Source organism: Aeromonas crassostreae, from assembly GCF_054052445.1.
In genome coordinates this window covers 53687-75178 of record NZ_JBSTYM010000008.1, presented here as the reverse complement: position 1 = coordinate 75178, position 21492 = coordinate 53687, and the positions used below count along the sequence as shown (strand labels likewise).

Genomic DNA, 21492 nt, shown 5'->3' with positions numbered 1-21492 from the left:
GGTTAGGCAGGGGCCGCGCCGCTGGCTATCTGGTGCCGGCTCCTTATAATCGGGGGCCATGACTCATCAGCCTTCTCATACCATGACCGCCATCAACACCCTGACCGAATTCCTGACCCAGGCCGATACCCAGTTCCAACTGTTCGATCTGGGCCGCCAGGTGCGCCCCCTCGACAGCGCCGAGTTCGTGCGTGTCGAGCAGCAAGCCATCCCCTACCCCTGGCCCCTGCAGCAACACGCCTGGCTCGCGGTGCACTTCTTCCAGCGCGCCGAGGAGAAACACTACCTCTGGTTCCTCAAGTTTGCCCTCGATGAGCGGGGTCTGCTCGTCAGCGCCGGTCCCAAGCACTTCATGGATCTGGTGGTCGAGACCCTGGGCTACAAGCTGACCGGCGAGCTGGACGATGCCACCGCCAAGCGGCTGGCAGACAACCCCTACACCTTCCGTCCGGCCGAGGCCAAGATGGCCAGTCTGCACGCCAAGCTGGGGTGCCAGCTCGAGCAGGCACCCTCCGGCTACTATCAGGCCCTGTGCCACTATCTGGCCGCCCCCAGTGAAGAGGGCTGGCAGCAGCTGGGCCTGCAGGGCTTTGCCGATCTCGCCGAGCGTCTGCAACAGGAGAGCAACCTGGCCCTGGTGTGCAAGGCCATGGCGCGCCTGCCCGAGGCGCCGCTGCACGCCCTGTGCCAGAGCCTGGAGAGCGCCCCCCTGCCCCCCGCCCTGCAAGGGGCACTGCTCGAGCGCATCGCCTGGGAGCAGGAGTCGGCCCACCCCAATCCCGAGACCCTGGCCTATCTGTGCCGCGCCTTCGCCGCCACCGCCAGCAACGGCCAGCGCATCAACAAGCTGCTGACCCTGCTGGAGACCCACCCCAGCCCCAGCCTGCTGCTCGCCATCGCCGGTCGGCTCTGGCCGGATCTGCAAGATCCCGCCCTGCTCGATCTCTTCCTCGAGCGACTGGCCGAGCAACCGACCCCCTTCTTCAATCAGGTCTTTGCCGAGCTGGTCACCCTGCCCCTGCTGCGACCCCAGGTGCTCGCCACCCTGCGCAGCCCGACCCGCAGCGAGGCGGTCAGCCGCGCCATCGGCCGCCTGTTCAAGGCCGGCTGACCGGCCCCAAGGAGCCCATCATGGAAGAACTGCTCTGGATCCTGCTGCTGGTTGTGCTGGCCTCCGCCTTCTGGCATCAGCGGCGCCAGGCCGAACTGGCCTGGCAATACCTGAGACGCTACTGCCAGCAGCATCAGCTGCAACTGCTGTCGGTGGCCCGCAGCCACCGGCGGCTGGCCCATCGCCCCTTGCGCCTGCTCACCTGCTACCAGTTCGAATTCAGCAGCGATGGCGAGAGCCACTACCTTGGCACCCTCACCATGCAGGGGCTCAAGATAGCCGGGGTCGAACTGCCACCCCACCGGCTGCCGAGCGAGGGATAGCGCCAGCGATGAAAGGGGCACCGGACGAGGCGAGGCAGGGGGCGGCTATAATCTAGGCATTTGCACCAAGGAGAAGAAAGATGGACCCCATGGTACACGACATGCCCGCCCTCTTTGCCCAGTTGGGGCTGCCCAACGATGCCGACAGCCTGCGCCGCTTCATCGACAGCCACGCCCTGCGCGATGGCATGGAGCTGGCAGATGCCCCCTTCTGGAATGCGTCCCAGGCCAGTTTCCTGCGCGAATCCCTGCGCGATGATGCCGCCTGGAGCGAGACCATAGATCAGCTCGATGTGCTGCTGCGTCAATGATTGCGGGCTCGCCGGGGCCGTGACAAGCGCCCGTCCATGACTTACCCTGCCGGCGCCAATCCGGCATAAAGGCAGCCCAGTTCGCCGCCCCGGCCAAGACCCCAGAGGAGCGCTCATGTCGTCCAGCGAAATCCATCAGATTGCCAGCGAGCTCAAGGCCCGCGGCATCAGTCCGACCACCGCCATGATCAAGGCGCGGCTGAGTCAGCCCATCCCCATGGCCGAACTGCTCAAGGGCCTCAGCCAGTGGAAGCAGGCCCAGCTCAAGGCGCCCCAGACCGAGCCGGCATCAGAGACGCAGGTCCAGGCGCCTCAGGTGCAGCCTGACCAGGCCGCCCCCGATGCGGACGGCCCCAGCCTGCAGAGCCTGAGCGAGCGGCTGACACGGCTCGAACAGAAGCTGGACCGCCTCCTTGCCCTCATGACCCAGCCCCGCTAAATCAGGCCCAGCATCCACCATGTATATTCTCGAACTCACCTTCGAATGCTATCGCGACACCTCCCTCGGCGAGGCCGAGGGCGCCATCGTCAACTACCTCGACATGCTGCGCTATCAGGGCCAGATCCTGGGCCGGGAGTTTCCCACCAGCATGCACGATGGCCATTTCATCAGCCGGGTGGTCTGCCCTGAGCAAGACAGTCTGCACCCGGACAACCAAAGCGAGCTGGTGACCCTGGCCGAGCAGAGGCTGCACCAGGCGGGGCTGCTGGCCCCCAAACTGCAACTGCAGGGGATGGACCTGCTCTCCGACAGCACGGATCCCTGCAGCCAGGACGAAGTCCGACCCGGCTGGCTGCTGCTCTATACCAGCTTCCTCCACAGCTGCTCGCCGCTGCGCTGCGGCGAACACTTCGCCCCCGTCCCCCTCTATCGGCTGCCCGCACTCGCCAACGGCGATCACAAGCAGATCATCAAGTGGCAGGAGGATTGGGAGGCCTGCGATCAGTTGCAGATGAACGGCTCCATCGCCGAGCACGCGGCCCTGCACGAGATAGGGGATGCGGGCAGCCGCCTCGCCCGGCGCGGCAGGGATCTGTGCCAGCGGCTCGAGGCCCTGACCGGCATTCCCGTCTACTACTACCTCTATCGGGTCGGCGGCCTGAGCGGCGCCGAGGAGCGCGCGCGCCCCTGCCCGGGCTGTGGCGGTGACTGGGCACTCCAGGCCCCCCTGCACGAGATCTTCGACTTCAAGTGCGAGCCTTGCCGACTCGTCTCCAACCTCTCCTGGGACTTCAAGGATTGAGCCTCCTCCCTTGAGATGACACTACCTTGTGTTCAGATAGCAGAAGGGCCTTGCCGGATAGCAAGGCCCTTCTCGTCTCACAGGGACAGGATCAATGGGGCAGGGTTTCCAGCCGGGCAAGGAAAGCCGGCAGGGAGGGCGCCAGCGCGAGGCGGCGGCCCGAGTCGAGCCACTCCAGCCACACCTGGCCGGTCTCATTGTCCAGGGAGATGAGGGTCATCTCGTTGCGGGTGGTGGCGATAAACAGCGACGGGGCCCGCTTCAACTTGCGCAACATCAGCAGGTGGCCTATCAGGTTCTCCCGCAGCAAGTCGAGATCCTGCTCGTTCCAGGGCAGGATCAACTCGAGGCGCAATCCCTTGAACAGGCAAGGCAACGGCCGGCTGAACCCCAGGCCGAACCAGAGCCTGGCGCTCGGATGCAGGGTCAGCTCGAGGGCCGCCTCCATGGCGCTGAAGTCGGCGGGCTCGGGGCGAACATGGGGCCGCCAGGCGACCTGACCCCCGCTGGGTTCCCCCAGCTCGCAGGGGGAGCGCCAGTCCGCCTCCCACTGGCACAGGGGCAGCCCGCGCCGCGCCTCCCCCTCCCGCTGCCAGCGCAACAAAAAGTGCGTCAGGGCAGACAAGACTTGATCCGGCATCGAAATTCCTCACAATTAGCGACAACATTCGCCATTGCACCACCAATCCCATGAGCAAACAAGACAGATACCAGGATGCCGCGGCCCTGCAGGGCCTGAGCCTGGGCCAGCAGTCCGCCTATATCAGCCACTACAGCCCGGCGCTGCTGCAACCCGTGCCCCGCAGCCTCAACCGTGACGATCTCGCCCTGCCGGATCCCCTGCCGTTCCGGGGCTCCGACATCTGGACCCTGTACGAGCTCTCCTGGCTCAATGCCAAGGGCAAACCCATGGTGGCCCTGGGCGAGGTGAGCGTGCCCGCCAGCAGCGCGAACCTCATCGAATCCAAGTCGTTCAAGCTCTATCTCAACTCCTTCAACCAGACCCGTTGCGCCAGCATGGCGGCGGTGCGCGACTCGCTGATCCAGGATCTGAGCGCCTGCGCCGGTGCCCCGGTGGCGGTGACCCTCTTCCCCCTGGAACAGGCGCCGCACCGAATAGCCAGCCTGCCCGGGGAGTGCATCGATGACCTCGATATCGAGGTGGATGAGTATGAATTTGATGCCGACCTGCTGGCGGGCGCCGCCGGGGACGAGGAGGTGGAGGAGACGCTGCACAGTCACCTGCTCAAGTCCAACTGCCTGGTCACTCGCCAGCCTGACTGGGGCTCTGTGGTGATCCGCTATCGCGGCCCTCGCCTGGATCGGGAGAAGCTGCTGCGCTACCTCATCTCGTTTCGCCAGCACAACGAGTTCCACGAGCAGTGCATCGAGCGGATCTTCACCGACCTGAAACGGCACTGCGCCCCGCAGCGGCTCACCGTCTACGCCCGTTATACCCGCCGTGGCGGCCTGGACATCAACCCGTTTCGCAGCGACTGGGAAGAACCCGCTGAGAACCTGCGTCTGATCCGGCAGTAATAAGGGGGCGCTGACGGCGATGACCCCGGGTATCATATCTGTCAGTAAACTCTGGACTCACGGGGGGGGGCTTGGATAACATGCCCTCACCCCCGTGCGGCCCCCAATACCATGAATCAACTGTTTTTTCTGGCAATGATGATGTCCTCCCTGTCGGCTCCCAATGTGGATCTGGCCAAGGAGCAATTGTCTGTCGATCTCCAGCAGGCTCAGACCCTGGTGCAAAGCGATCCAGCCAGATGCGTACAGATCACCTCCGCCTTCCTGGTCCGCACGGCCAACAATCCCAAGCAGATCATCAATAGTCGCCAGGATTATGGCTACCGCGAGCCCCTGCTCACCTTCGGCACCATAGCCCAGGCCACCGGTGCCCACCTGCTCAAGGGGGAATGCCTGATCCAGCTCGGCCAATATCAGCTGGCCGAGCAGGAACTGCGGCAGGCCCTGGCCCTGGCCAGCAAGGAGAAGCAGACGAAGCAACAGGCCCAGAGCCTCTACCTGATGCTGCGCAACCAGAACCTGCTGGGCGCCGGTCAGGACAATGCCCCCCTGCGCACCCAGCTCTCCCGCCTGCTCGATGAACGGGCACTCCAGAACAGTCCGCTGCAGGTCTACAGCCGGCTGCTGCGCGCCACGGATCAGATCCAGGCCCATCAGTTCGAGGAGGCCAAGCAGTTGATCAGCGAATCACGGCAGTGGGCGAATGCCGCCGGCGACATCAGGGCCCTGGCCTGGGTCGATGCGGTCAGCGGCGACCTCTATCACGCCCTCGGCCAGCCCCAGCTGGCCCTTGGCGACTACATCTCGGCCCAGCAACAGGCCAGACCCCTGGCCGATCCCCTCTTCCTCGGCCTGCTCGCCAACCAGATAGTGAACCTCTATCAGGAGGAGCAGGAGCCCCAGAAGGCGCTGCAATATGCCAACGAGGCCACCAACTACTTTCACGCCCTCGGCAACCCCATCCTGCTCAGCCAGGCCCTGAGCGTGCTGGCGAGCCTCAACCGCAACCAGGGTGACATGAACATGGCCCTGGTCTATTTCTTCAATGCCCTGGATCTGCTGGACGAAGGGAGCCAGCGCACCCGGGTCGCCCAACTCAAGTACGAGATAGGCAAGACCTATCTGCAAAGCGGCAACCTGCCCCTGGCCCGCAGCTATCTCAGCGCAGCCCGCCAGGCTCACCGGGCGGGGGATGACAAGGAACCCCTGATCGATACCCTGCTGTTGCTGGGAGAGCTGCACCTCAAGCAGAAAGAGGCGGCCATCGCCATCCTGCAACTGGAGGGGGCCCAGGAGCTGGCCAATCAGATAGATGACGCCCACCGCCAGTTCGAGATCTACCGCCTGCTCTCCCTGGCCTATGAGCAGAAAGGCTACCTGCAACAGGCGCTGGAGAGCTACAAACGCTTCCATCAACTGAGCGAGCGGATCAACCAGCAGCAGGTGGATCTGGAGCAGGAGGCGATCCGCGACAACTACAGCCAGATAGAGCGCGAACAGCAGATCAAGGCCCTGGAACTGAGCCTGGACCACAGCCGCCACCAGCAGGAGCGCTACCTCTGGTCGAGCGTCATCTCAGGCCTCTTGCTCGCCTTCTTCATCTACCTCTTCTTCACCCTCTGGCTGCGGCTCAAGAGTGCCCGCCAGCAGGCGCGCTTCCTCGGCGAGGCCACGCTGACTGAGCCCCGCAGCGGCCTGGCCAACTGGCAGCGGCTGATGAATCGCTGGCCCAGAGAGATGGCCAAGCGCCAGCAAAAATCGGAGCGCTGGTACCTCAATGAGCTGACCGAGGGGGAGTTTGACGACAAGCTGCATTATCTGCTGTTTCGGGTTCCCTTCCTGGCCAACAACCTGGAGCGCCACGGCTATCAGCTGGCGCGGGAGATAGAGAGCGCCTTCGGCGACTATGTGGCCGGCCTGACCCCCCCCGATGGCCGCATCTATGACCTGCGCGAGGGCCACCTGCTCTATGTGGTGCCCCAGCGCCACGTCGCCCAGCTGCATCAGCTGGCCCGGCAACTACTCGAGCAGCTTGCCGCCTTTCCCTGCGATCAGCCCCTGGATCGCCGCATCAGCCTGGGGATCGTCAGCCACCCCTTCCTGCCCAAGGCGGCCAGCGCCCTCGACCACCTCGGCCTGTTCGATCTCTGTTACCTGGCCCTGGCGGGCGCGACTCAGCTGGGGGAGAAGGCCAATCAGAGTGCCTGGCTGGAACTGGCGGCGATCGACTGCCAACAGGCGGCCTTTTTTAACGGAGACGTGTGGCAATGCTGCCTGATGGCGATTGACAAGGGATTGGTAAAAGTAAACTCTTCTCACGACAAACAGTGGATCAACTGGGCAAGCCTGTCACGGACGAGGGGCGCAGATGATCGATGACAAGATAGCGGATCGCTGGGGATCTGAGTCGGCCTCGCCCACAGAGGACTATCCCACCTCCACGGACAATAACAACAAACAGGGCAGCCTGAATAATGAATGACATCACTGCCGTAGCAGGGCAACTGGCCAGACTCAGGGAGTCGCTCCAGCACAAGCAACTCGAGCTCGATGAGACGGTGCTCTGCAGCCAGGCCGAGCGCAGCCGCAGCATCCAGTTTATCGCCAAGCTGATGCAGGCCTGCCGCGGTCATGATCGCGAGCTCGACAACAAGCTCGCCCGCCTCAAACAGAAGCTGGAAGGACAACCCTCCCTCACCAGCCTGGACAACGACCTCGCCGCCATCGAGAAGCTGCTGCAACAGCACAGCACGGCCCTGGAAGAGTCCATCAACCTGACCGCCAGCGCCATCGAGCTCGGCTCCCGGCAGCTCAAGTCCCTCAAGGGATTCCCGGAGGAGACCCGCAAGTCCCTCAGGGCCTTCCTGGCCGCCCCCAACGGCTATGGTCTCAGCGACCACCAGCGCCGGGTCACCCAGTTGCTGGAGTTCTACCAGCAGGCGATCAAGATCCAGCTGCTGCCCAGCCAACCCCTCTCCCCTTATGGGGCTGGTCAGGACCAGCCCCCCGCCGACAAGGGGGCGGATGGCGCGGCCCTGGATACGGACGAGGCCGCCAGCCTCGACGTCAAGGTCTACAACCGCATCGCCGATGAGCTGCAGCGCCTCATCACCGAGCTCGATTTTGCCGGCGCCGTGGGGGAGAGCCTGGGGGAGATACGCCGCCAGCTGCTGATGGGGATGGATCCCTCCCTGCTGGCCGAGTCCTGCCTGCAGGTGATCCAGCTCATCATCGAAGGCACCCGCGAAGAGCGCAAGAGCTCGCGCGCCTTCCTGACCGCCCTCAACGAGAGCCTCTCCTCGGTCCACTTCAACTTCACCGAGTCCCTGGATGAGGGGCGGGCCTTGCAGCAGGCGAGCCAGACCAGCCGTGAGGCCCTGGACAACGAGGTTCAGGCCATCGATGACACCCTGACCCGCCACCACTCCTCCGAGGAACTCAAGCAGGCCATCAGCGACCACATGGCCGCCATCGGCCTGCTGCTCAAGGAGCGTGAGGCCATGACGGCCCGCGAGCTGCACCTCATCACCCGCCTCTCCACCATGGAGGCCAAGCTGCGGCTGATGAAGGAGGAGACGGCGGAGTACAAGAAGCGCCTCACCATCCAGAAGCACAAGCTGTTCCTCGACAGCCTGACCCAGGTCCACAACCGGGCAGCACTGGACGAGCGGCTCGAGCTGGAATACAAGCGCTGGCTGCGCTACCGCACCCCCCTGTGCCTGGCCATCATCGACATAGATCACTTCAAGGGGATCAATGACAACTATGGCCACATGGCGGGGGACAAGGCGTTGAAAGTGGTCGCCAAGGCGCTGCAAAAGTCCCTGCGCGACACCGACTTCATCGCCCGTTTCGGCGGCGAGGAGTTCGTGGTGCTGCTGCCCAACGTCAACCCGGACAAATTCGAGACCCCTCTCGAGAACCTGCGCAAGGCGATCAAGAGCATTCCGTTCCGCTTTCGCGATGCCCGGGTCGAGATCACCATCTCCATCGGCGCCACCCTGTTCAAGGAGGGGGACCAGCCCTCCGACGCATTCGAGCGGGCGGACAAGGCGCTCTATGGCTCCAAGCACGGTGGCCGGGACAGGGTCAACACCGACCTGGGCTGATCCGCATCGAAGGGGGCCGGCACGCCGGCACCATTTCACCGACGCTCAAAAAAACGGCAGTCACACCCGCCCCTATTCCCCTCCCCCTCCCCTTGGCTCTACTATCAGGTGAGAGGGATGCCCAAAGGCATCCCTCTTATCCCCAGGGGCAGAGACAACGATAACAAATGAGTGAGAAGGGGAAGATCATGATCACGCACATCAATCCCGTGGGCAGCATGGACCTGCTGTCCCAGCTCGAAGTCGACAGACTCAAGCAGACGGCCTCCAGCGATATCTATCAACTGTTTCGCAACTGCTCGCTGGCGGTACTCAATTCGGGCAGCCACACCGACAGCTCCAAAGAGATACTGGAGCGCTTCAAATCATTCGACATTCATGTGATCCGGCGCGAGCGCGGGGTCAAGCTGGAGCTGTTCAACGCGCCCGAACACGCCTTCGTCGATGGTGACATCATCCGCGGCATCCAGGAGCATCTGTTCTCGGTGCTGCGCGACATCCTCTATGTCTCCAATCAGCTCGAGGCCAACGCCCTGGTCGACCTGGCCAGCCCGAGCCACATCTCCAATCTGGTCTTCTCCATCTTGCGCAACGCCAAGGCGATCCACCCGGGGGCGGATCCCAACCTGGTGGTGTGCTGGGGCGGCCACTCCATCAACGAGACCGAATACCAGTACACCCGCGCGGTGGGCAGCGAGCTGGGCCTGCGCGAGCTCAACATCTGTACCGGCTGCGGCCCGGGCGCCATGGAGGGGCCCATGAAGGGGGCCGCCGTGGGCCATGCCAAGCAGCGGGTGCGCAACGGCCGCTACATCGGCCTGACCGAGCCCTCCATCATAGCGGCCGAGCCTCCCAACCCCATCGTCAACGAGCTGGTGATACTGCCGGACATCGAGAAGCGGCTCGAGGCGTTCGTGCGCCTGGGTCACGGCATCATCATCTTCCCGGGCGGGGTCGGCACCGCAGAAGAGCTGCTCTACCTGCTCGGCATCATGATGCACCCGGCCAACGAGCGCCAACCCATCCCCATCGTGCTGACCGGGCCCAAGGAGAGCGCCGACTACTTCCGCGCCATCGATGACTTCATCAAGGCGACCCTGGGAGAGCCGGCCACCAGCCTCTATCGCATCATAGTGGGCGATGCCCCCGAGGTGGCCCGCACCATGAAGGAGGCCATGCCGCGCGTGCGCGAGTACCGCAAGTCGGTGGGGGATGCCTACTCCTTCAACTGGTCCCTCAAGATAGAGCCCGATTTCCAGCTGCCCTTCGAGCCCAACCACACCAACATGGCCAGCCTGGATCTGCACCGCAACCAGGCGCCGCAGCAGCTGGCGGCCCACCTGCGCCGCGCCTTCTCCGGCATAGTGGCGGGCAACGTCAAGGAGGCCGGGCTCCATGCCATCGAGCAGCACGGTCCCTTCAAGCTGCACGGCGACAAGGAGCTGATGGTGCTGATGGACAAACTGCTTGAGAGCTTCGTCAAGCAGCAGCGCATGAAGCTGCCGGGCAGCCAGTACGTACCCTGCTACGAGATAGTGCGCTAGGACAAGGGGCGAGTCACCCCGTGAAGGGAGGGGCGCAATGGCGCCCCTCCCTTGTTACAATGGCGCCATTCCCGCGCGTCAGCGCCACACCCGCCGCTCCCCGAGCCGGCCCCTGGAGAAAGCGCACCGCCACCATGTCGCCCAAGTCTCATCTGCTGATCATCGATGCACTCAACCTCATCCGCCGCCTCCATGCGGTGCAGGCCCAGCAAGCCCTGAGCCCGGAACAGGCACTGCTCGCCACCCGGGCCAACCTGGTCAACACCAGCCGCAAGTTGCTGGCGGCCGCCACGCCGACCCATGTCATCGCCGTATTTGATGGCGAGGTCAACAGCTGGCGCAAGGGGCTCTATCCCGACTACAAGGCGGGGCGCAGCCCCATGCCCCCCGAACTCAAGGCCGGGCTGGCCAGCCTGCAGGACGCCTTCTGGGAGTGCGGCATCGATGCCCTGCTCTCCCAGACGGACGAGGCCGATGATCTGGTGGCCACCCTGGCCTGCGGCATCGCCCGCCACGGCCACAGGGCCACCATCATCTCCACCGACAAGGGGTTCTGCCAGCTGATAGGCCAAGGGATCCAGGTGCGCGACTACTTCAACAAACGCTGGCTCGACGCCGCCTTCGTCCAGCAGCACTATGGGGTCGCCCCGGCCCAGCTCGTCGATTTCTGGGCCCTGACCGGGGTAGCCGGCTCCAACATCAAGGGGGTGGCGGGCATAGGCCCCAAGGGCGCGGCCCAACTGCTGCAGCAATACGGCAGCCTGGACGGCATGCTGGCGGTGGCCATAGAGGAAGCCGGCAAGCCCCTGCAAAAGGTGCTGGCCCAGGCCGAAGACGCCAGACTCGCCCAGACACTGGTGCGACTACGACTCGACATCCCCCTGGGTTTCAACCTGCAGGAGATCCGCTATGTGCCTCGCTGATCCCCCGTCGGCACAATCATGACGGCGCTCACCTTCGCTGTTGAGGAAAACCGGTAGAATGTAAAGAAACATGGTGGGATTGGGGTGAAAATGATATAAAAACCGCCGAATCCTCCCCCTCCTCTGTTCCCTAGAAGTGGATACGTTTCATGTCAAAAACCAAGATCACCGTCATCCCGGGCGACGGCATAGGCCCCAGCATCATCGAATCCGCCATCCAGATCCTGACCCATGCCGGCTGTGACTTCGATTATGAGTATGCCGATGCGGGCCTGGTGGCCCTCGAGAAACATGGCGAGTTGCTGCCCCAGTCCACCCTCGATCTGATCGAGAAGAACAAGATCAGTCTGAAAGGCCCGCTCACCACCCCGGTCGGCGGCGGCTTCACCTCCATCAACGTCTCCCTGCGCAAGCGGTTCCATCTCTACGCCAACGTCCGCCCCGTCATCTCCTTCAAGGGCACCAGGAGCCGCTACGACAACATCGACATCATCACGGTGCGGGAGAACACCGAAGGCATGTATTCGGGGGCAGGCCAGAAGCGCAGCGATGACAACAACAGCGCCGAGGCGATGAGCATCATCACCCGAGAGGGCGCCGAGCGCATCGTCACCTTCGCCTACGAGCTGGCCCGCAAGGAGGGTCGCAAGAAGGTCACCGCGGTCCACAAGGCCAACATCCTCAAGTCCACCTCGGGCCTGTTCCTGGAAGTGGCCCGGGAAGTCGCCGCCCGCTACCCGGACATCCAGAGCGAGGAGATGATAGTCGACGCCGCCTGCATGAACCTGGTGATGTACCCGGAGCGGTTCGATGTGATGGTTACCACCAACCTGTTTGGCGACATCCTCTCGGATCTGTGCGCCGGCCTGGTAGGCGGCTTAGGCATGGCCCCGGGCGCCAACATAGGCGAAGGGGCGGCCATCTTCGAGGCGGTCCACGGCTCGGCGCCGGACATCGCCGGCAAGAACATCGCCAACCCGACCTCGGTGATCCTCGCCTCCATCCAGATGCTGGAATACCTCGGCATGCAGGACAAGGCCGAGCGGATCCGCGAGGCGGTGCGCGCCACCATAGAAGCGGGCGAATGCGTGACCCGGGATCTCGGCGGCAGCGCCTCTACCGACCAGTTCACCCAGGCCATCATTGCCCGACTGTAATATGGGCTAATCGCTTGATTTGAAAAGGGAGCCTCGGCTCCCTTTGTTTTATCCGGCTCACGGCTTCCCCCTTGTCCCAATGGCAACTATGTTCAATAGACCAAGGATAAGGAGATCCGACATGCGAGCTATGCTGATGCTGCTATTGATAAGCAGCGGGGTAATGGCCATCGACAGACCCGTCGCGCAACGAGCCTGGAAAGAGGCCCCCCAACAGACCCCCACCCAGATCTGGCAGTCCAGCCTGGACACCAATGACCTGCTCAAAGCCCCCAAACCTCTCTCCTTTGGCGTCGAGATCACCACGGACAACCTGGGCAACCAGACCATCACCCCCTACCAGAGGCTTAATCTGACGCCGGAGAAGAGCGTCAGCCTCGCCTTCGAGAACTACAGACCCAGGATCAAGTTCAAGGCCGGCGGCATGAACACCGCGGTCAAGCTGCGGGGAGACGGGGTCAAGGTGCAGTTCAACCCGACTGACAAGACGATCCCGCTGCAAGTCGAGATCAAGGTCACCGATGATGAGTCTTCCCTGCGTTTTGACTACAAGTTCTAGCTAGGGCGCGACCCCGTAGCCATTTCGTCCCTGCTCCTTGACCCGATAGAGGGCCTCGTCGGCCCGTTGCAGCAGCATGTTGAGCGTCTCTCCCGCTTGCCACTGGGCCACCCCCTGACTCACGGTGAGATACGGGGCCACATCGGACCCTGCGTGGGGCAGGGCCCGCGCGGTCAAGGTGGCGCGAATGCGCTCGGCCACCTCGACCGCTTCCCGACGGTCCGTCTCGGGCAACAGCACCACGAACTCCTCCCCCCCGTAGCGGGCCACCAGATCGCCGGGCTCACGTATGCTCTCCGTCAGACACTCGGCCACCAGGAGCAGGCACTCATCTCCGGCCTGATGACCATAGTGGTCGTTGTAACCCTTGAAAAAATCCACATCGATCAGGATCAGTGTCAATGCCCCGCCCACCTTGGCGCCCTGGGCGATCGCCGCCTTGCTGGCTTCATCAAAATAGCGGCGGTTGGCGATCCTGGTGAGCGGATCCTGATGGGCCATGGCATCGAGCCGCTTGAGTATCCGCTCCTGCTCATATTCCCGATGGACGGCCAGCACAAACCAGCTCTTGAGCATGCGTCGCCCGGTTTCGATGATGACCAGCAGCAGTAGCAGGCCCGTGATGAACGCCAATGGCGAGATCACCGTCTTGATCAGCATCATGCTGGCGAGTCCGAGCAGGATCGGCAGACAGAAGCCATAGAGGACGCGGCTCACGGGGTAGAGGGCGATGAGCCCCAGCAGCAGCAGCATGGCCGCCAATGCGGGCTCCAGCGCGCCCCGGCCCGGTTGTTCACTCTTGATCAACCCGTAGATGACGCTGGCCCAGAGGCAGCCCCAGACCAGCGCCAGCACCAAGATCGCGTGATACCAGCGTGATGAGGCGAGGCGACCCATCCAGAACCACAGTGGTGGCTGCAACATCAAGGAGAACAAAAGCAGCCAGAGTTGGGAGTCCAGTTGCCAGGGCAGTGCATGCTCGACCAGCAGGTGTGCCCCCTCCATCACCCGCACGTTGAACAGCAGATAGAGGATGATCAGCAGCTGCACCCACCAGATCCAGACATTCCCCTTTCTCAACGCCTCGCGACTGGCCTGCTCGAGCAGGTGCTGGCACTGTGGCGAGTGGCGGCGATTGGATCGCAGGGGACTTGGCCCCTCTTTCAGCAAGGGCATAGGCCCCTCCTTAACAATGGAAAAACTGTTTGCAGCGCCGCTCCCCTGAATCGACAATGGCGCATCCCATTTTGAGAGATCTCCCCATGATCATTCCCTGGCAGAGCCTGGAACCCGATACCCTGCAACGACTTATTGAGCAATTTGTGTTGATAGAGGGTACCGATTATGGCGAGCAGGAGTCCACCCTTGCCGACAAGGCGGAGGCGGTACTCACCCAATTGCGCCAGGGAACGGCGGTGATCGTCTACAGCGAGCTGCACGAAAGCGTGAACATAGTGCCCGCCGATCGCTTCGATTCATCGTGGACAGAGAGCCCCTAACCGGTACATTCTCCCTGTCGATCCAGACGGACAACCCCCTGCTGCGCGGGGGCAACAGCAAGGAAACAGACCCCAATGTCGGCCAAGCACCCCATCATAGCGGTCACCGGTTCATCCGGTGCAGGCACCTCCACCACCACCAACGCCTTTCGCTCCATGTTCCACCAGCTCGGCTACCAGGCGGCGGTGATCGAGGGCGACAGCTTTCATCGCTACACCCGTCCCGAGATGGACGTCGCCATTCGCAAGGCGCGGGAACAGGGGCGCCACATCAGCTATTTCGGCCCGGAGGCGAACGACTTCGCCCTGCTCGAATCCTTCTTCCAGCGCTACGGCCAGGATGGGACCGGCCAGTACCGCCGTTATCTGCACTCGTTCGATGAGGCCGTCCCCTTCAACCAGATGCCGGGCACCTTCACCCCCTGGCAGGATCTGGCCAGCGAGACGGACCTGATGTTCTACGAGGGGCTGCACGGCGGCGTGGTCACGGCGGATCACAACGTAGCCCGCCACGTCGACTTTCTCATCGGCGTGGTGCCCATCGTCAACCTGGAGTGGATCCAGAAGCTCATCCGCGACACCTCGGAGCGCGGCCACTCCCGCGAGGCGGTGGCGGACTCCATCGTCCGCTCCATGGACGACTACATCAACTTCATCACCCCGCAATTCTCGCGCACCCACATCAACTTCCAGCGGGTGCCGACCGTGGACACCTCCAACCCCTTCAGTGCCAAGGTGATACCCAGCCTGGACGAGAGCATGCTGGTGATCCGTTTTCGCGGCATCAAGAACGTCGATTTCCCTTATCTGCTGTCGATGATCGATGGCGCATTCATGTCCCGCATGAACACCATCGTCGTCCCCGGGGGCAAGATGAGCTTCGCGATGGAACTGATCCTGCGCCCCCTCATCCAGCAACTGATCGAAACCGGCAAGATCACCTGACACGAGGCGACCCCCATGCACACTATCTTGAGAACCCCCTGGCCACTCCTGCTGCTTGGACTGGTTGGCTTGCTCGGCGGCTGCAGCAGTGGCCACCAGGCCCCCGTGGTCGACATGGGCACCCAGGTGACCCGTCCGGCCGAGCAGTGGCCCTTCCCGGCCCAGCCCCGCTACGCCCTGGCCGAGCAGTACCAGTATTCGGGGGCGAGCGCCGAAGGCTGGCTTGACCCCTTGCAGCAGGCGGTGGCGCTATACCTCGATGGCAAGGGTTGGCGCAGCGCCCCCCTCGATGAGGCCGATATCTGGGTGGCCATCGGCGTCGCCGGCGCCCAGGACATCAGCGACGAGGAGCTGTTCGCCCGCCTCGGCATGAACCCTGGGCTGCAGGCCAAGGCGGGGGCCCGTAAGGGGACGCTCGCCATCATCATGCTGGATCGCCAGCGGCAGCAATCGGCCTGGAGCAGCGTCATCCAGCTCACCACGGATCAGGCCATTGCCGAGTCACAGCGGGCGGCCTTCAGTCAGGAGCTGGTCGGCAAGATGCTCAGCACCCTGCCCTGAGCCCGCCTCCGGCGCCCGCAAACGACAAAGGCCTGCATGATGCAGGCCTTTGTCCGTGCTGACCGCCGTTACAGGCGGGTACAGTTGAGCAGGGTGACCCCCTTCTGGGTCAGGGTCAGCCGATCCCCCTGGGTCCAGAACATGGTGACCCCGTCCGAGTAACGGGCACTCTCTTTCTCGGATTCGACCCGGCCCAGCTTCTGGTAGACCCCGTTCAGGGGAAACTGCACCATGTCGGCCTGGGGATCATAGGTCACCGCCAACATCTCTTCACCACACTGATACTGGTTATATTGGTACTGGGTCGGTTGCGGCGAGCTACAGGCTGCCAGTCCCAACAGGGGGATCAGAGCGACTAGTTTCTTCATTGCACTTTCCTTTTGTGATGACGAGAGAAGCGGGGGATCATGCCTCAATAATTTGATAACTATGGGTAATTTCGACGGCTTTTTCCAGCATCAGGGAGACGGAGCAGTACTTCTCCATGGAGAGGTCGACGGCGCGAGCCACCTGTTTCTCGGCCAGGCCCTGACCCGTGACCACGAAGTTCAAGTGGATCTTCTCAAACACCCGGGGCACCGTCTCGGCCCGCTCACCGGAGAGATCCACATGGCAGGCGCTCACGTTCTGGCGCGCCTTCTCCAGGATGGAGACCACATCGATGGAGCTGCAACCGCCCACCGCCAGCAGGATCAACTCCATCGGGCTGGCCCCCTCCCCCGGGTTGGTGCCGTCGAGGATCAGCTGGTGACCAGACTCGCTGTGACCCACAAACTTCATCCCTTCCACCCAGTTGACCTTGGCTTTCATCTTCATTACCTCATGCGTGATACGAGTGTCCTGGCGGACGCGATGCCATAGCATACCCCAGTCGAGGCCGCCGCTGCACCCGGCCGCGATGTCGGCACCACCACAAGCCGTCGCTGGCTAGATCAAAATCAAGGTTTGTGGCGGCCAAGTTCCCTAGAATGCCCTGTCCAGTGCGCTAGCCTGCGCCCAAAGGAGGCCCTAAGCCTTGTCAGCACCGGCAAAGGCTCTTATCCTACTGCGACTAATACAAGGAATGGCAAGATTGGCAGCTTGCCCGGACGCACGAGTCCATAAAAAGACACTACAGAGGAAATCTCATGGTCATTGGCAAACCGCAAAGCGATCCCACCCTGGAATGGTTCTTGTCGCACTGCCACATTCATAAGTATCCCGCCAAGAGCACCCTTATCCATGCGGGTGAAAAAGCGGAGACCCTCTATTACATCGTCAAGGGCACGGTGGCCGTCCTCATCAAGGACGATGAAGGCAAAGAGATGATCCTCTCCTATCTCAACCAGGGGGACTTCCTCGGCGAGATGGGCATGTTTGAAGAGAACGACAACCCCGAGCGCAGCGCCTGGGTGCGCGCCAAGGGCGCCTGCGAAGTCGCCGAGATCTCCTACAAGAAGTTTCGTCAGCTGATCCAGGTCAACCCCGAGATCCTGATGCGTCTCTCCGGCCAGATGGCGCTGCGCCTGCAGCACACCAGCCAGAAGGTCGGCAACCTCGCCTTCCTGGACGTGACCGGCCGGATCGCCCAGACCCTGCTGAACCTGGCCAAACAGCCGGATGCCATGACCCACCCCGATGGCATGCAAATCAAGATCACCCGTCAGGAGATAGGCCAGATCGTCGGCTGCTCCCGGGAAACCGTCGGCCGCATTCTCAAGATGCTGGAAGAGCAGGAGCTCATCTCGGCCCACGGCAAGACCATAGTGGTGTTTGGCACCCGCTGACCGCGGTGCCAGCCCCAGGACAAAGGCTGCCGAGGCAGCCTTTTTCGATCTTGGGGCCGCGCCAGCCCGGGTCGCGCCAAGATAAAACCCGTCGGGGCCGCCCTTTTCGGCGCAATCCCCCTATAATGCCCCCCAATCAGGCTCGGCCCCCGCGTCAGCCTGCCAGCCCCCTTGATCGGAACGAGAAGCCATGCACCTGCAATGTCCCCGCTGCCGTAGCCCCTTGCATCTTCACCAGGCCAGCAAGGGCCTCTACTGTGATAACAAGCACCACTTCGATCCGGCGCCCGAAGGCTATCTGGATCTCATCCCAGGCAAGAAGAATCCCAAGGACAGCGACAGCCGCGCCCTGATGCGCGCCAAGCGCCACTTCCTGGAGCAGGGCCACATGCAGCCCCTGGTCGATGCCATGGCCAGCCTGCTGGCCCCCCTCGGCGAGCGTGAACTGATCCAGCTCGAGTGCGGCGAAGGCTACTACTGCCGCGCCCTGGCCGAGCGCCTGCCCGGCTGGCGTTTCGCCGGGGTGGACCTGGCCAAGAATGCCATCTTCGCCGCCAGCAAGGCGCAGCCGGAAGGCAGCTTCGTCATCGCCGATCCGGCCCGGGCCCCGCTGCAACCGGGCCAGGCCGAGCTGCTGCTGGTCAATGACCTCAGGGTCAAGACGGAGCAGCTGTGTGACTGGCTGGCGCCGGGCGGCTACCTGCTCCACCTGCAGCCGGGCCCCCGCCACCAGTGGCAGCTGAGGATCAGCCTCAATCCGGTCAGCATGGAGCATCCCCTGAGCTGGCCCGCCCTGGCCGGGCTCGACCCGCTGGCGCAGCAACGCTGCCAGTTCTCCCTGACCCTGGATCAGAAGCTGCGCGGCTTCGTGCTCGAGACCAGCCGCCTCGGCTGGCGCGCCGACGCCGAGCAGCGTCATCAGTTCATCCAGCAGGGCCCGGACGAGCTGGAGCAGGATCTGCTGCTCACCCTGTGGCAGAAGCCGCTCTGAGACCCGCACACAGAAAAAAGGCCCGAACGGGCCTTTTTTTATGTCGTGGCATCGCCACTGCTTCCATCAGGAGCGCTTGAGGGTGCCCCGCGCAACGGTCTGGCTCAGTGGCAGCTAGCGGCCCCCTGATCCAGCCAGACGGCGGCCACACCGGGCTCGTCGCCCCTGGTCCAGTACTGGGCTTTCCAGCTGTGGCCGTCATGGGTGGTGAGATCCCCTGCGTTGTAGGCCACGGCGGCATCCCAGCCCAGTTGCACATTGCTTGCCAGCGTCCACTGATCGGCACTGCGGCTCGGCTCGTTGCCCTGGGTCCAGTACTTGGCCTGCCACACCAGCCCCTGATGGCTGACCTTGGCTCCGCCGTTATAGGTGGCGCTGGCCTGCCATGCCGGCCAGTTGGCGGCATCCGGATCGCTGGCCTCGCAGTCACCGCCCGTGCTGGCCGGCTTGACGGTGAGGCGGGTGCTGGCCTGGGTGTCCAGGGCGCCGTCGGTGACCACCAGGGTCAGATCGTAGGCGGTGTCACTGGTCACGCTCGGACCTGTGACCACCAGGGTGGCGCTGTCCTGGCCGGTGGCGCTCAAGCCGGCGGGCACAGTCCACTGATAGCTCAGGGCATCGCCGTTGGGATCGCTCGCCTGGGCCTGGATGCTCACCTGCTTGCCGGACTCGACGCTGGCCGTGGCGGGCAGGGTCAGGGTCGGAGCCAGGTTTGGCTGGGGCGCCTTGTTGGTCACCACCACGCTGTCCTTGGCCGTCAATCCTTCACCATCGGTCACCGTCAATTCGAAGGTCAGGGTGACATCCGCACTGACGCCATCGAGATTGACGCTGGCCTTGGCCTGATCGGTACCACTCAGTGTCACCTGAGGGCCAAAGAGCTGACGCCAGCCATAGGTGAGGGCTGTCCCTTCCGGATCCCGGGAAGCGGAGCCATCCAGAGTCAGGCTGGCCGGGCCGGTCACGGTCAGATCGGCCCCGGCATTGGCGATGGGCGGCTTGTTGACGGGAGCCGTGCCATCACCGTGACCCAGCCCTTCGTGCATGGCGTTGAGGATATCGCCGTTATCCGAGTCGATCTCCCAGGCGAACAGGCCGCCGAGCTGATTGGCCTGCACGTACTGACCCTTGGCCTTGACCGAGCGGTCGTTGTCGAAGGTGATGAGATCCCCCGTGCTCGCCTTGAACACATAGGGAGCCTCGGCCACCTCATCATAGCCCTGCTCCCAGCCGGCGCCCATGTAGTCGTTCACTATCTGGCGATAGTCCACCACGCCGTTCTCCCAGGTGCCCTTGACCGGGCCGGTGGCGGTGCCGGTGAAGGGGTTGTCCGCCTGATAGCCGCTCACCCCGGTCCAGCCACGGCCATACATGGCGGCGCCGACCACTATCTTGCCCGGGGTCACCCCCTGATCCAGCAGGGCCTTGACCCCCTTGTCCGTGGTGTACTTGGTGTCTGGATCCCAGCTGGCCGCAAACAGGTTGGTCTGGTGACCCAGCTCGGTATTAGTCCAGGCGCCATTGAAGTCGTAACTCATCAGGAAGATGTGGTCCATGTACTGCTGGGCCGCCTGATAATCCACCTTGGCTATCTTGTCGCCACCGGCGCTGATGGCCGAGGTGAGCTCGTACTGGCGACCCGTCTTGGCCTCCAGCTCGTCGAGCATGGCCCGCAGCTCTTGCATCAGGGTCACATAGGTGACCCCATCGCTCGGGGCACCGAGGTCCGGGTTGGCCCCCGATCCCCCCGGGAATTCCCAGTCGATGTCCACCCCGTCGAAGAATTTCCAGGTCTGGAGGAACTCCTTGACCGAGGCGACGAAGGTGTCTCGCTTGCTCTTGTCGCCGAGGAAATAGAAGGGATCGGAGAGGGTCCAGCCGCCGACCGAGGGCAGGATCTTGAGGTCGGGATGGGCCTGCTTCAATGCCATCAGGTTGCCGAAGTTGCCCTTGTAGGGCTCATCGAAGTCCTTGAGGTTGCCCTGAGGCATCTGGATGGCGGCCCAGGGATCGTGCATGGCCACCTTGAAGTCGGCACGACCGGCGCAGGCGCGCTGCAGCGCCTCGAAGCTGCCCTCTATGCTCTTGAGGCCATCATTGATGCCGTCACCGCCACAGATGGGGGTGAAACCATAGAGGATGTGGGTCAGGTTCTGGGCCGGGATCTTGTCCACCGTGAACTTGCGGCCGTAGACGCCCCACTCCACGTAGTAGGCCCCCACCACCTTGCCGGACTTGTTGGCATAAGGCTTGTTGTTCTCTTGCAGCGGGGCATTGAGGGGCACCAGGTGGCTGCCATCTGTGTCGGCGACCACTATCTCCTTGGGATCGGAGCGGGTGCAGCCATCGGCGTTGCACAGTTCGATCTGCATCTGGTAGCGACCGCCCTTGCTCACCTTGAAGTTGGCGGTGCCGGAGGCGCCGGACGGGCCGCTCCACACCTCGACGCCATCCAGCAGCACCTTGGCGGTCTGGCCCACGTCGCCGGACCAGAGGTTCCAGCTCACGCTGACCGGGGCGCCGTCGGCATGGACGGTCACCAGCTTGTTGTAGGCGGTGGCGGCCTGATCCACCTCGACGATGGCGAACTTGGTCTCACCCCAGCCTATGGTGGGTTTGCCCGGGGCGGCGGCCTGCGCCGAGGCGGCGAAGCTGCCGGCGACCAGGAGGGCCAGCAGGGAAGGTTTTGGACTTAACATGTTGAATATCCTTATTTCGTTTCTCATTTTTGTCACGAAAAAGGCAACGCATGTCAGACAGGTAACACAGACAACATCCCCGCCCCGGCTTGGCGTCCGGTGGGAAACACAACCCTGTGGTGACCCCGCTATCTTAGGTACGGCAGACCCTTAGACCGGAAGTTTTGCGTCCCGGCCTTTCGACCGGTTTGCCCTTTGGCACAACTTGATT

At 63.4% G+C, this 21492-nt stretch carries 22 protein-coding genes and 1 riboswitch; of the genes, 17 read left to right on the top strand and 5 right to left on the bottom strand.

Annotated elements, in window-relative coordinates:
* The first annotated feature begins 82 nt into the window (after positions 1-82).
* From ACW5W4_RS08400 to ACW5W4_RS08380, 5 genes are all read left to right on the top strand, one after another.
* Positions 83-1111, top strand: a complete 1029-nt coding sequence (locus ACW5W4_RS08400; protein ID WP_456689068.1) for a DUF3549 family protein — start codon at positions 83-85, stop codon at positions 1109-1111.
* 20 nt (positions 1112-1131) lie between these two features.
* On the top strand, positions 1132-1434 hold the full coding sequence (locus ACW5W4_RS08395) for a DUF3301 domain-containing protein (RefSeq protein WP_427260684.1): 303 nt from the start codon (positions 1132-1134) through the stop codon (positions 1432-1434).
* Positions 1435-1514: 80 nt separating this feature from the next.
* The gene (locus ACW5W4_RS08390; RefSeq protein ID WP_427260683.1) at positions 1515-1745 is read left to right on the top strand and encodes a DUF2789 domain-containing protein; all 231 of its coding nucleotides are present in this window, start codon (positions 1515-1517) and stop codon (positions 1743-1745) included.
* Between the two features lie 115 nt (positions 1746-1860).
* Positions 1861-2184 (top strand): hypothetical protein, encoded by a 324-nt coding sequence (locus tag ACW5W4_RS08385; RefSeq protein ID WP_456689067.1) that lies wholly within the window; start codon positions 1861-1863, stop codon positions 2182-2184.
* A gap of 19 nt (positions 2185-2203) precedes the next feature.
* Entirely contained in the window at positions 2204-2989 is a 786-nt protein-coding gene (locus ACW5W4_RS08380) for a Zn-ribbon-containing protein (RefSeq protein ID WP_456689066.1), read from the top strand.
* Between the two features lie 91 nt (positions 2990-3080).
* On the opposite strand, the gene syd is transcribed toward ACW5W4_RS08380, so the two are convergent.
* Entirely contained in the window at positions 3081-3629 is a 549-nt protein-coding gene (gene syd / locus ACW5W4_RS08375) for a SecY-interacting protein (RefSeq protein WP_408792543.1), read from the bottom strand.
* A gap of 50 nt (positions 3630-3679) precedes the next feature.
* On the opposite strand from syd, the gene queF reads away from it, so the two are divergent.
* The 7 genes from queF to ACW5W4_RS08340 all read left to right on the top strand — a co-directional run bounded on the left by queF (position 3680) and on the right by ACW5W4_RS08340 (position 12820).
* Positions 3680-4528 (top strand): NADPH-dependent 7-cyano-7-deazaguanine reductase QueF, encoded by an 849-nt coding sequence (gene queF / locus ACW5W4_RS08370; protein ID WP_427260679.1) that lies wholly within the window; start codon positions 3680-3682, stop codon positions 4526-4528.
* Between the two features lie 111 nt (positions 4529-4639).
* On the top strand, positions 4640-6907 hold the full coding sequence (locus ACW5W4_RS08365; RefSeq protein ID WP_456689065.1) for a hypothetical protein: 2268 nt from the start codon (positions 4640-4642) through the stop codon (positions 6905-6907).
* A gap of 95 nt (positions 6908-7002) precedes the next feature.
* Positions 7003-8637, top strand: coding sequence for a GGDEF domain-containing protein (locus ACW5W4_RS08360; RefSeq protein ID WP_456689064.1), 1635 nt, complete (start codon positions 7003-7005; stop codon positions 8635-8637).
* Positions 8638-8825: 188 nt separating this feature from the next.
* On the top strand, positions 8826-10181 hold the full coding sequence (gene ppnN, locus ACW5W4_RS08355; protein ID WP_427260676.1) for a nucleotide 5'-monophosphate nucleosidase PpnN: 1356 nt from the start codon (positions 8826-8828) through the stop codon (positions 10179-10181).
* 134 nt (positions 10182-10315) lie between these two features.
* Positions 10316-11104 (top strand): flap endonuclease Xni, encoded by a 789-nt coding sequence (gene xni / locus ACW5W4_RS08350; protein WP_456689063.1) that lies wholly within the window; start codon positions 10316-10318, stop codon positions 11102-11104.
* Positions 11105-11253: 149 nt separating this feature from the next.
* On the top strand, positions 11254-12261 hold the full coding sequence (locus tag ACW5W4_RS08345; protein ID WP_456689062.1) for an isocitrate dehydrogenase: 1008 nt from the start codon (positions 11254-11256) through the stop codon (positions 12259-12261).
* A 121-nt stretch (positions 12262-12382) separates the two neighbouring features.
* Positions 12383-12820 (top strand): hypothetical protein, encoded by a 438-nt coding sequence (locus ACW5W4_RS08340; RefSeq protein WP_456689061.1) that lies wholly within the window; start codon positions 12383-12385, stop codon positions 12818-12820.
* Here the strand turns inward: ACW5W4_RS08340 and ACW5W4_RS08335 are convergent, their stop codons facing one another.
* Complete coding sequence (locus ACW5W4_RS08335; protein WP_456689060.1) at positions 12821-13996, bottom strand: membrane-associated sensor domain-containing protein; 1176 nt, start codon at positions 13994-13996, stop codon at positions 12821-12823.
* 86 nt (positions 13997-14082) lie between these two features.
* On the opposite strand from ACW5W4_RS08335, the gene ACW5W4_RS08330 reads away from it, so the two are divergent.
* The 3 genes from ACW5W4_RS08330 (at position 14083) to ACW5W4_RS08320 (ending at position 15825) form a co-directional block, all read left to right on the top strand.
* Positions 14083-14319 carry a YheU family protein gene (locus ACW5W4_RS08330; protein ID WP_427260671.1) on the top strand — a complete coding sequence of 79 codons (237 nt, stop codon included), beginning with the start codon at positions 14083-14085 and terminating at the stop codon, positions 14317-14319.
* Between the two features lie 75 nt (positions 14320-14394).
* Complete coding sequence (locus tag ACW5W4_RS08325; protein WP_408794986.1) at positions 14395-15264, top strand: phosphoribulokinase; 870 nt, start codon at positions 14395-14397, stop codon at positions 15262-15264.
* A 15-nt stretch (positions 15265-15279) separates the two neighbouring features.
* Positions 15280-15825 (top strand): DUF4136 domain-containing protein, encoded by a 546-nt coding sequence (locus ACW5W4_RS08320; RefSeq protein WP_456689059.1) that lies wholly within the window; start codon positions 15280-15282, stop codon positions 15823-15825.
* A gap of 68 nt (positions 15826-15893) precedes the next feature.
* Here the strand turns inward: ACW5W4_RS08320 and ACW5W4_RS08315 are convergent, their stop codons facing one another.
* Together ACW5W4_RS08315 and ACW5W4_RS08310 are read right to left on the bottom strand one after the other, a co-directional pair.
* Positions 15894-16193 carry an MliC family protein gene (locus ACW5W4_RS08315; protein WP_408794981.1) on the bottom strand — a complete coding sequence of 100 codons (300 nt, stop codon included), beginning with the start codon at positions 16191-16193 and terminating at the stop codon, positions 15894-15896.
* Positions 16194-16230: 37 nt separating this feature from the next.
* On the bottom strand, positions 16231-16635 hold the full coding sequence (locus ACW5W4_RS08310; RefSeq protein WP_427260669.1) for an OsmC family protein: 405 nt from the start codon (positions 16633-16635) through the stop codon (positions 16231-16233).
* A 317-nt stretch (positions 16636-16952) separates the two neighbouring features.
* Here ACW5W4_RS08310 and crp point away from each other — a divergent pair, with 317 nt between their 5' ends.
* Positions 16953-17591: a cAMP-activated global transcriptional regulator CRP gene (crp, locus tag ACW5W4_RS08305; RefSeq protein WP_041995525.1), complete on the top strand. Its 639-nt coding sequence runs from the start codon at positions 16953-16955 to the stop codon at positions 17589-17591.
* 190 nt (positions 17592-17781) lie between these two features.
* Positions 17782-18582: a putative RNA methyltransferase gene (locus ACW5W4_RS08300; RefSeq protein ID WP_456689058.1), complete on the top strand. Its 801-nt coding sequence runs from the start codon at positions 17782-17784 to the stop codon at positions 18580-18582.
* Between the two features lie 104 nt (positions 18583-18686).
* On the opposite strand, the gene ACW5W4_RS08295 is transcribed toward ACW5W4_RS08300, so the two are convergent.
* Positions 18687-21281 carry a glycosyl hydrolase family 18 protein gene (locus ACW5W4_RS08295; protein ID WP_456689057.1) on the bottom strand — a complete coding sequence of 865 codons (2595 nt, stop codon included), beginning with the start codon at positions 21279-21281 and terminating at the stop codon, positions 18687-18689.
* A gap of 115 nt (positions 21282-21396) precedes the next feature.
* Positions 21397-21484, bottom strand: a riboswitch (cyclic di-GMP riboswitch).
* Positions 21485-21492: the final 8 nt, after the last annotated feature.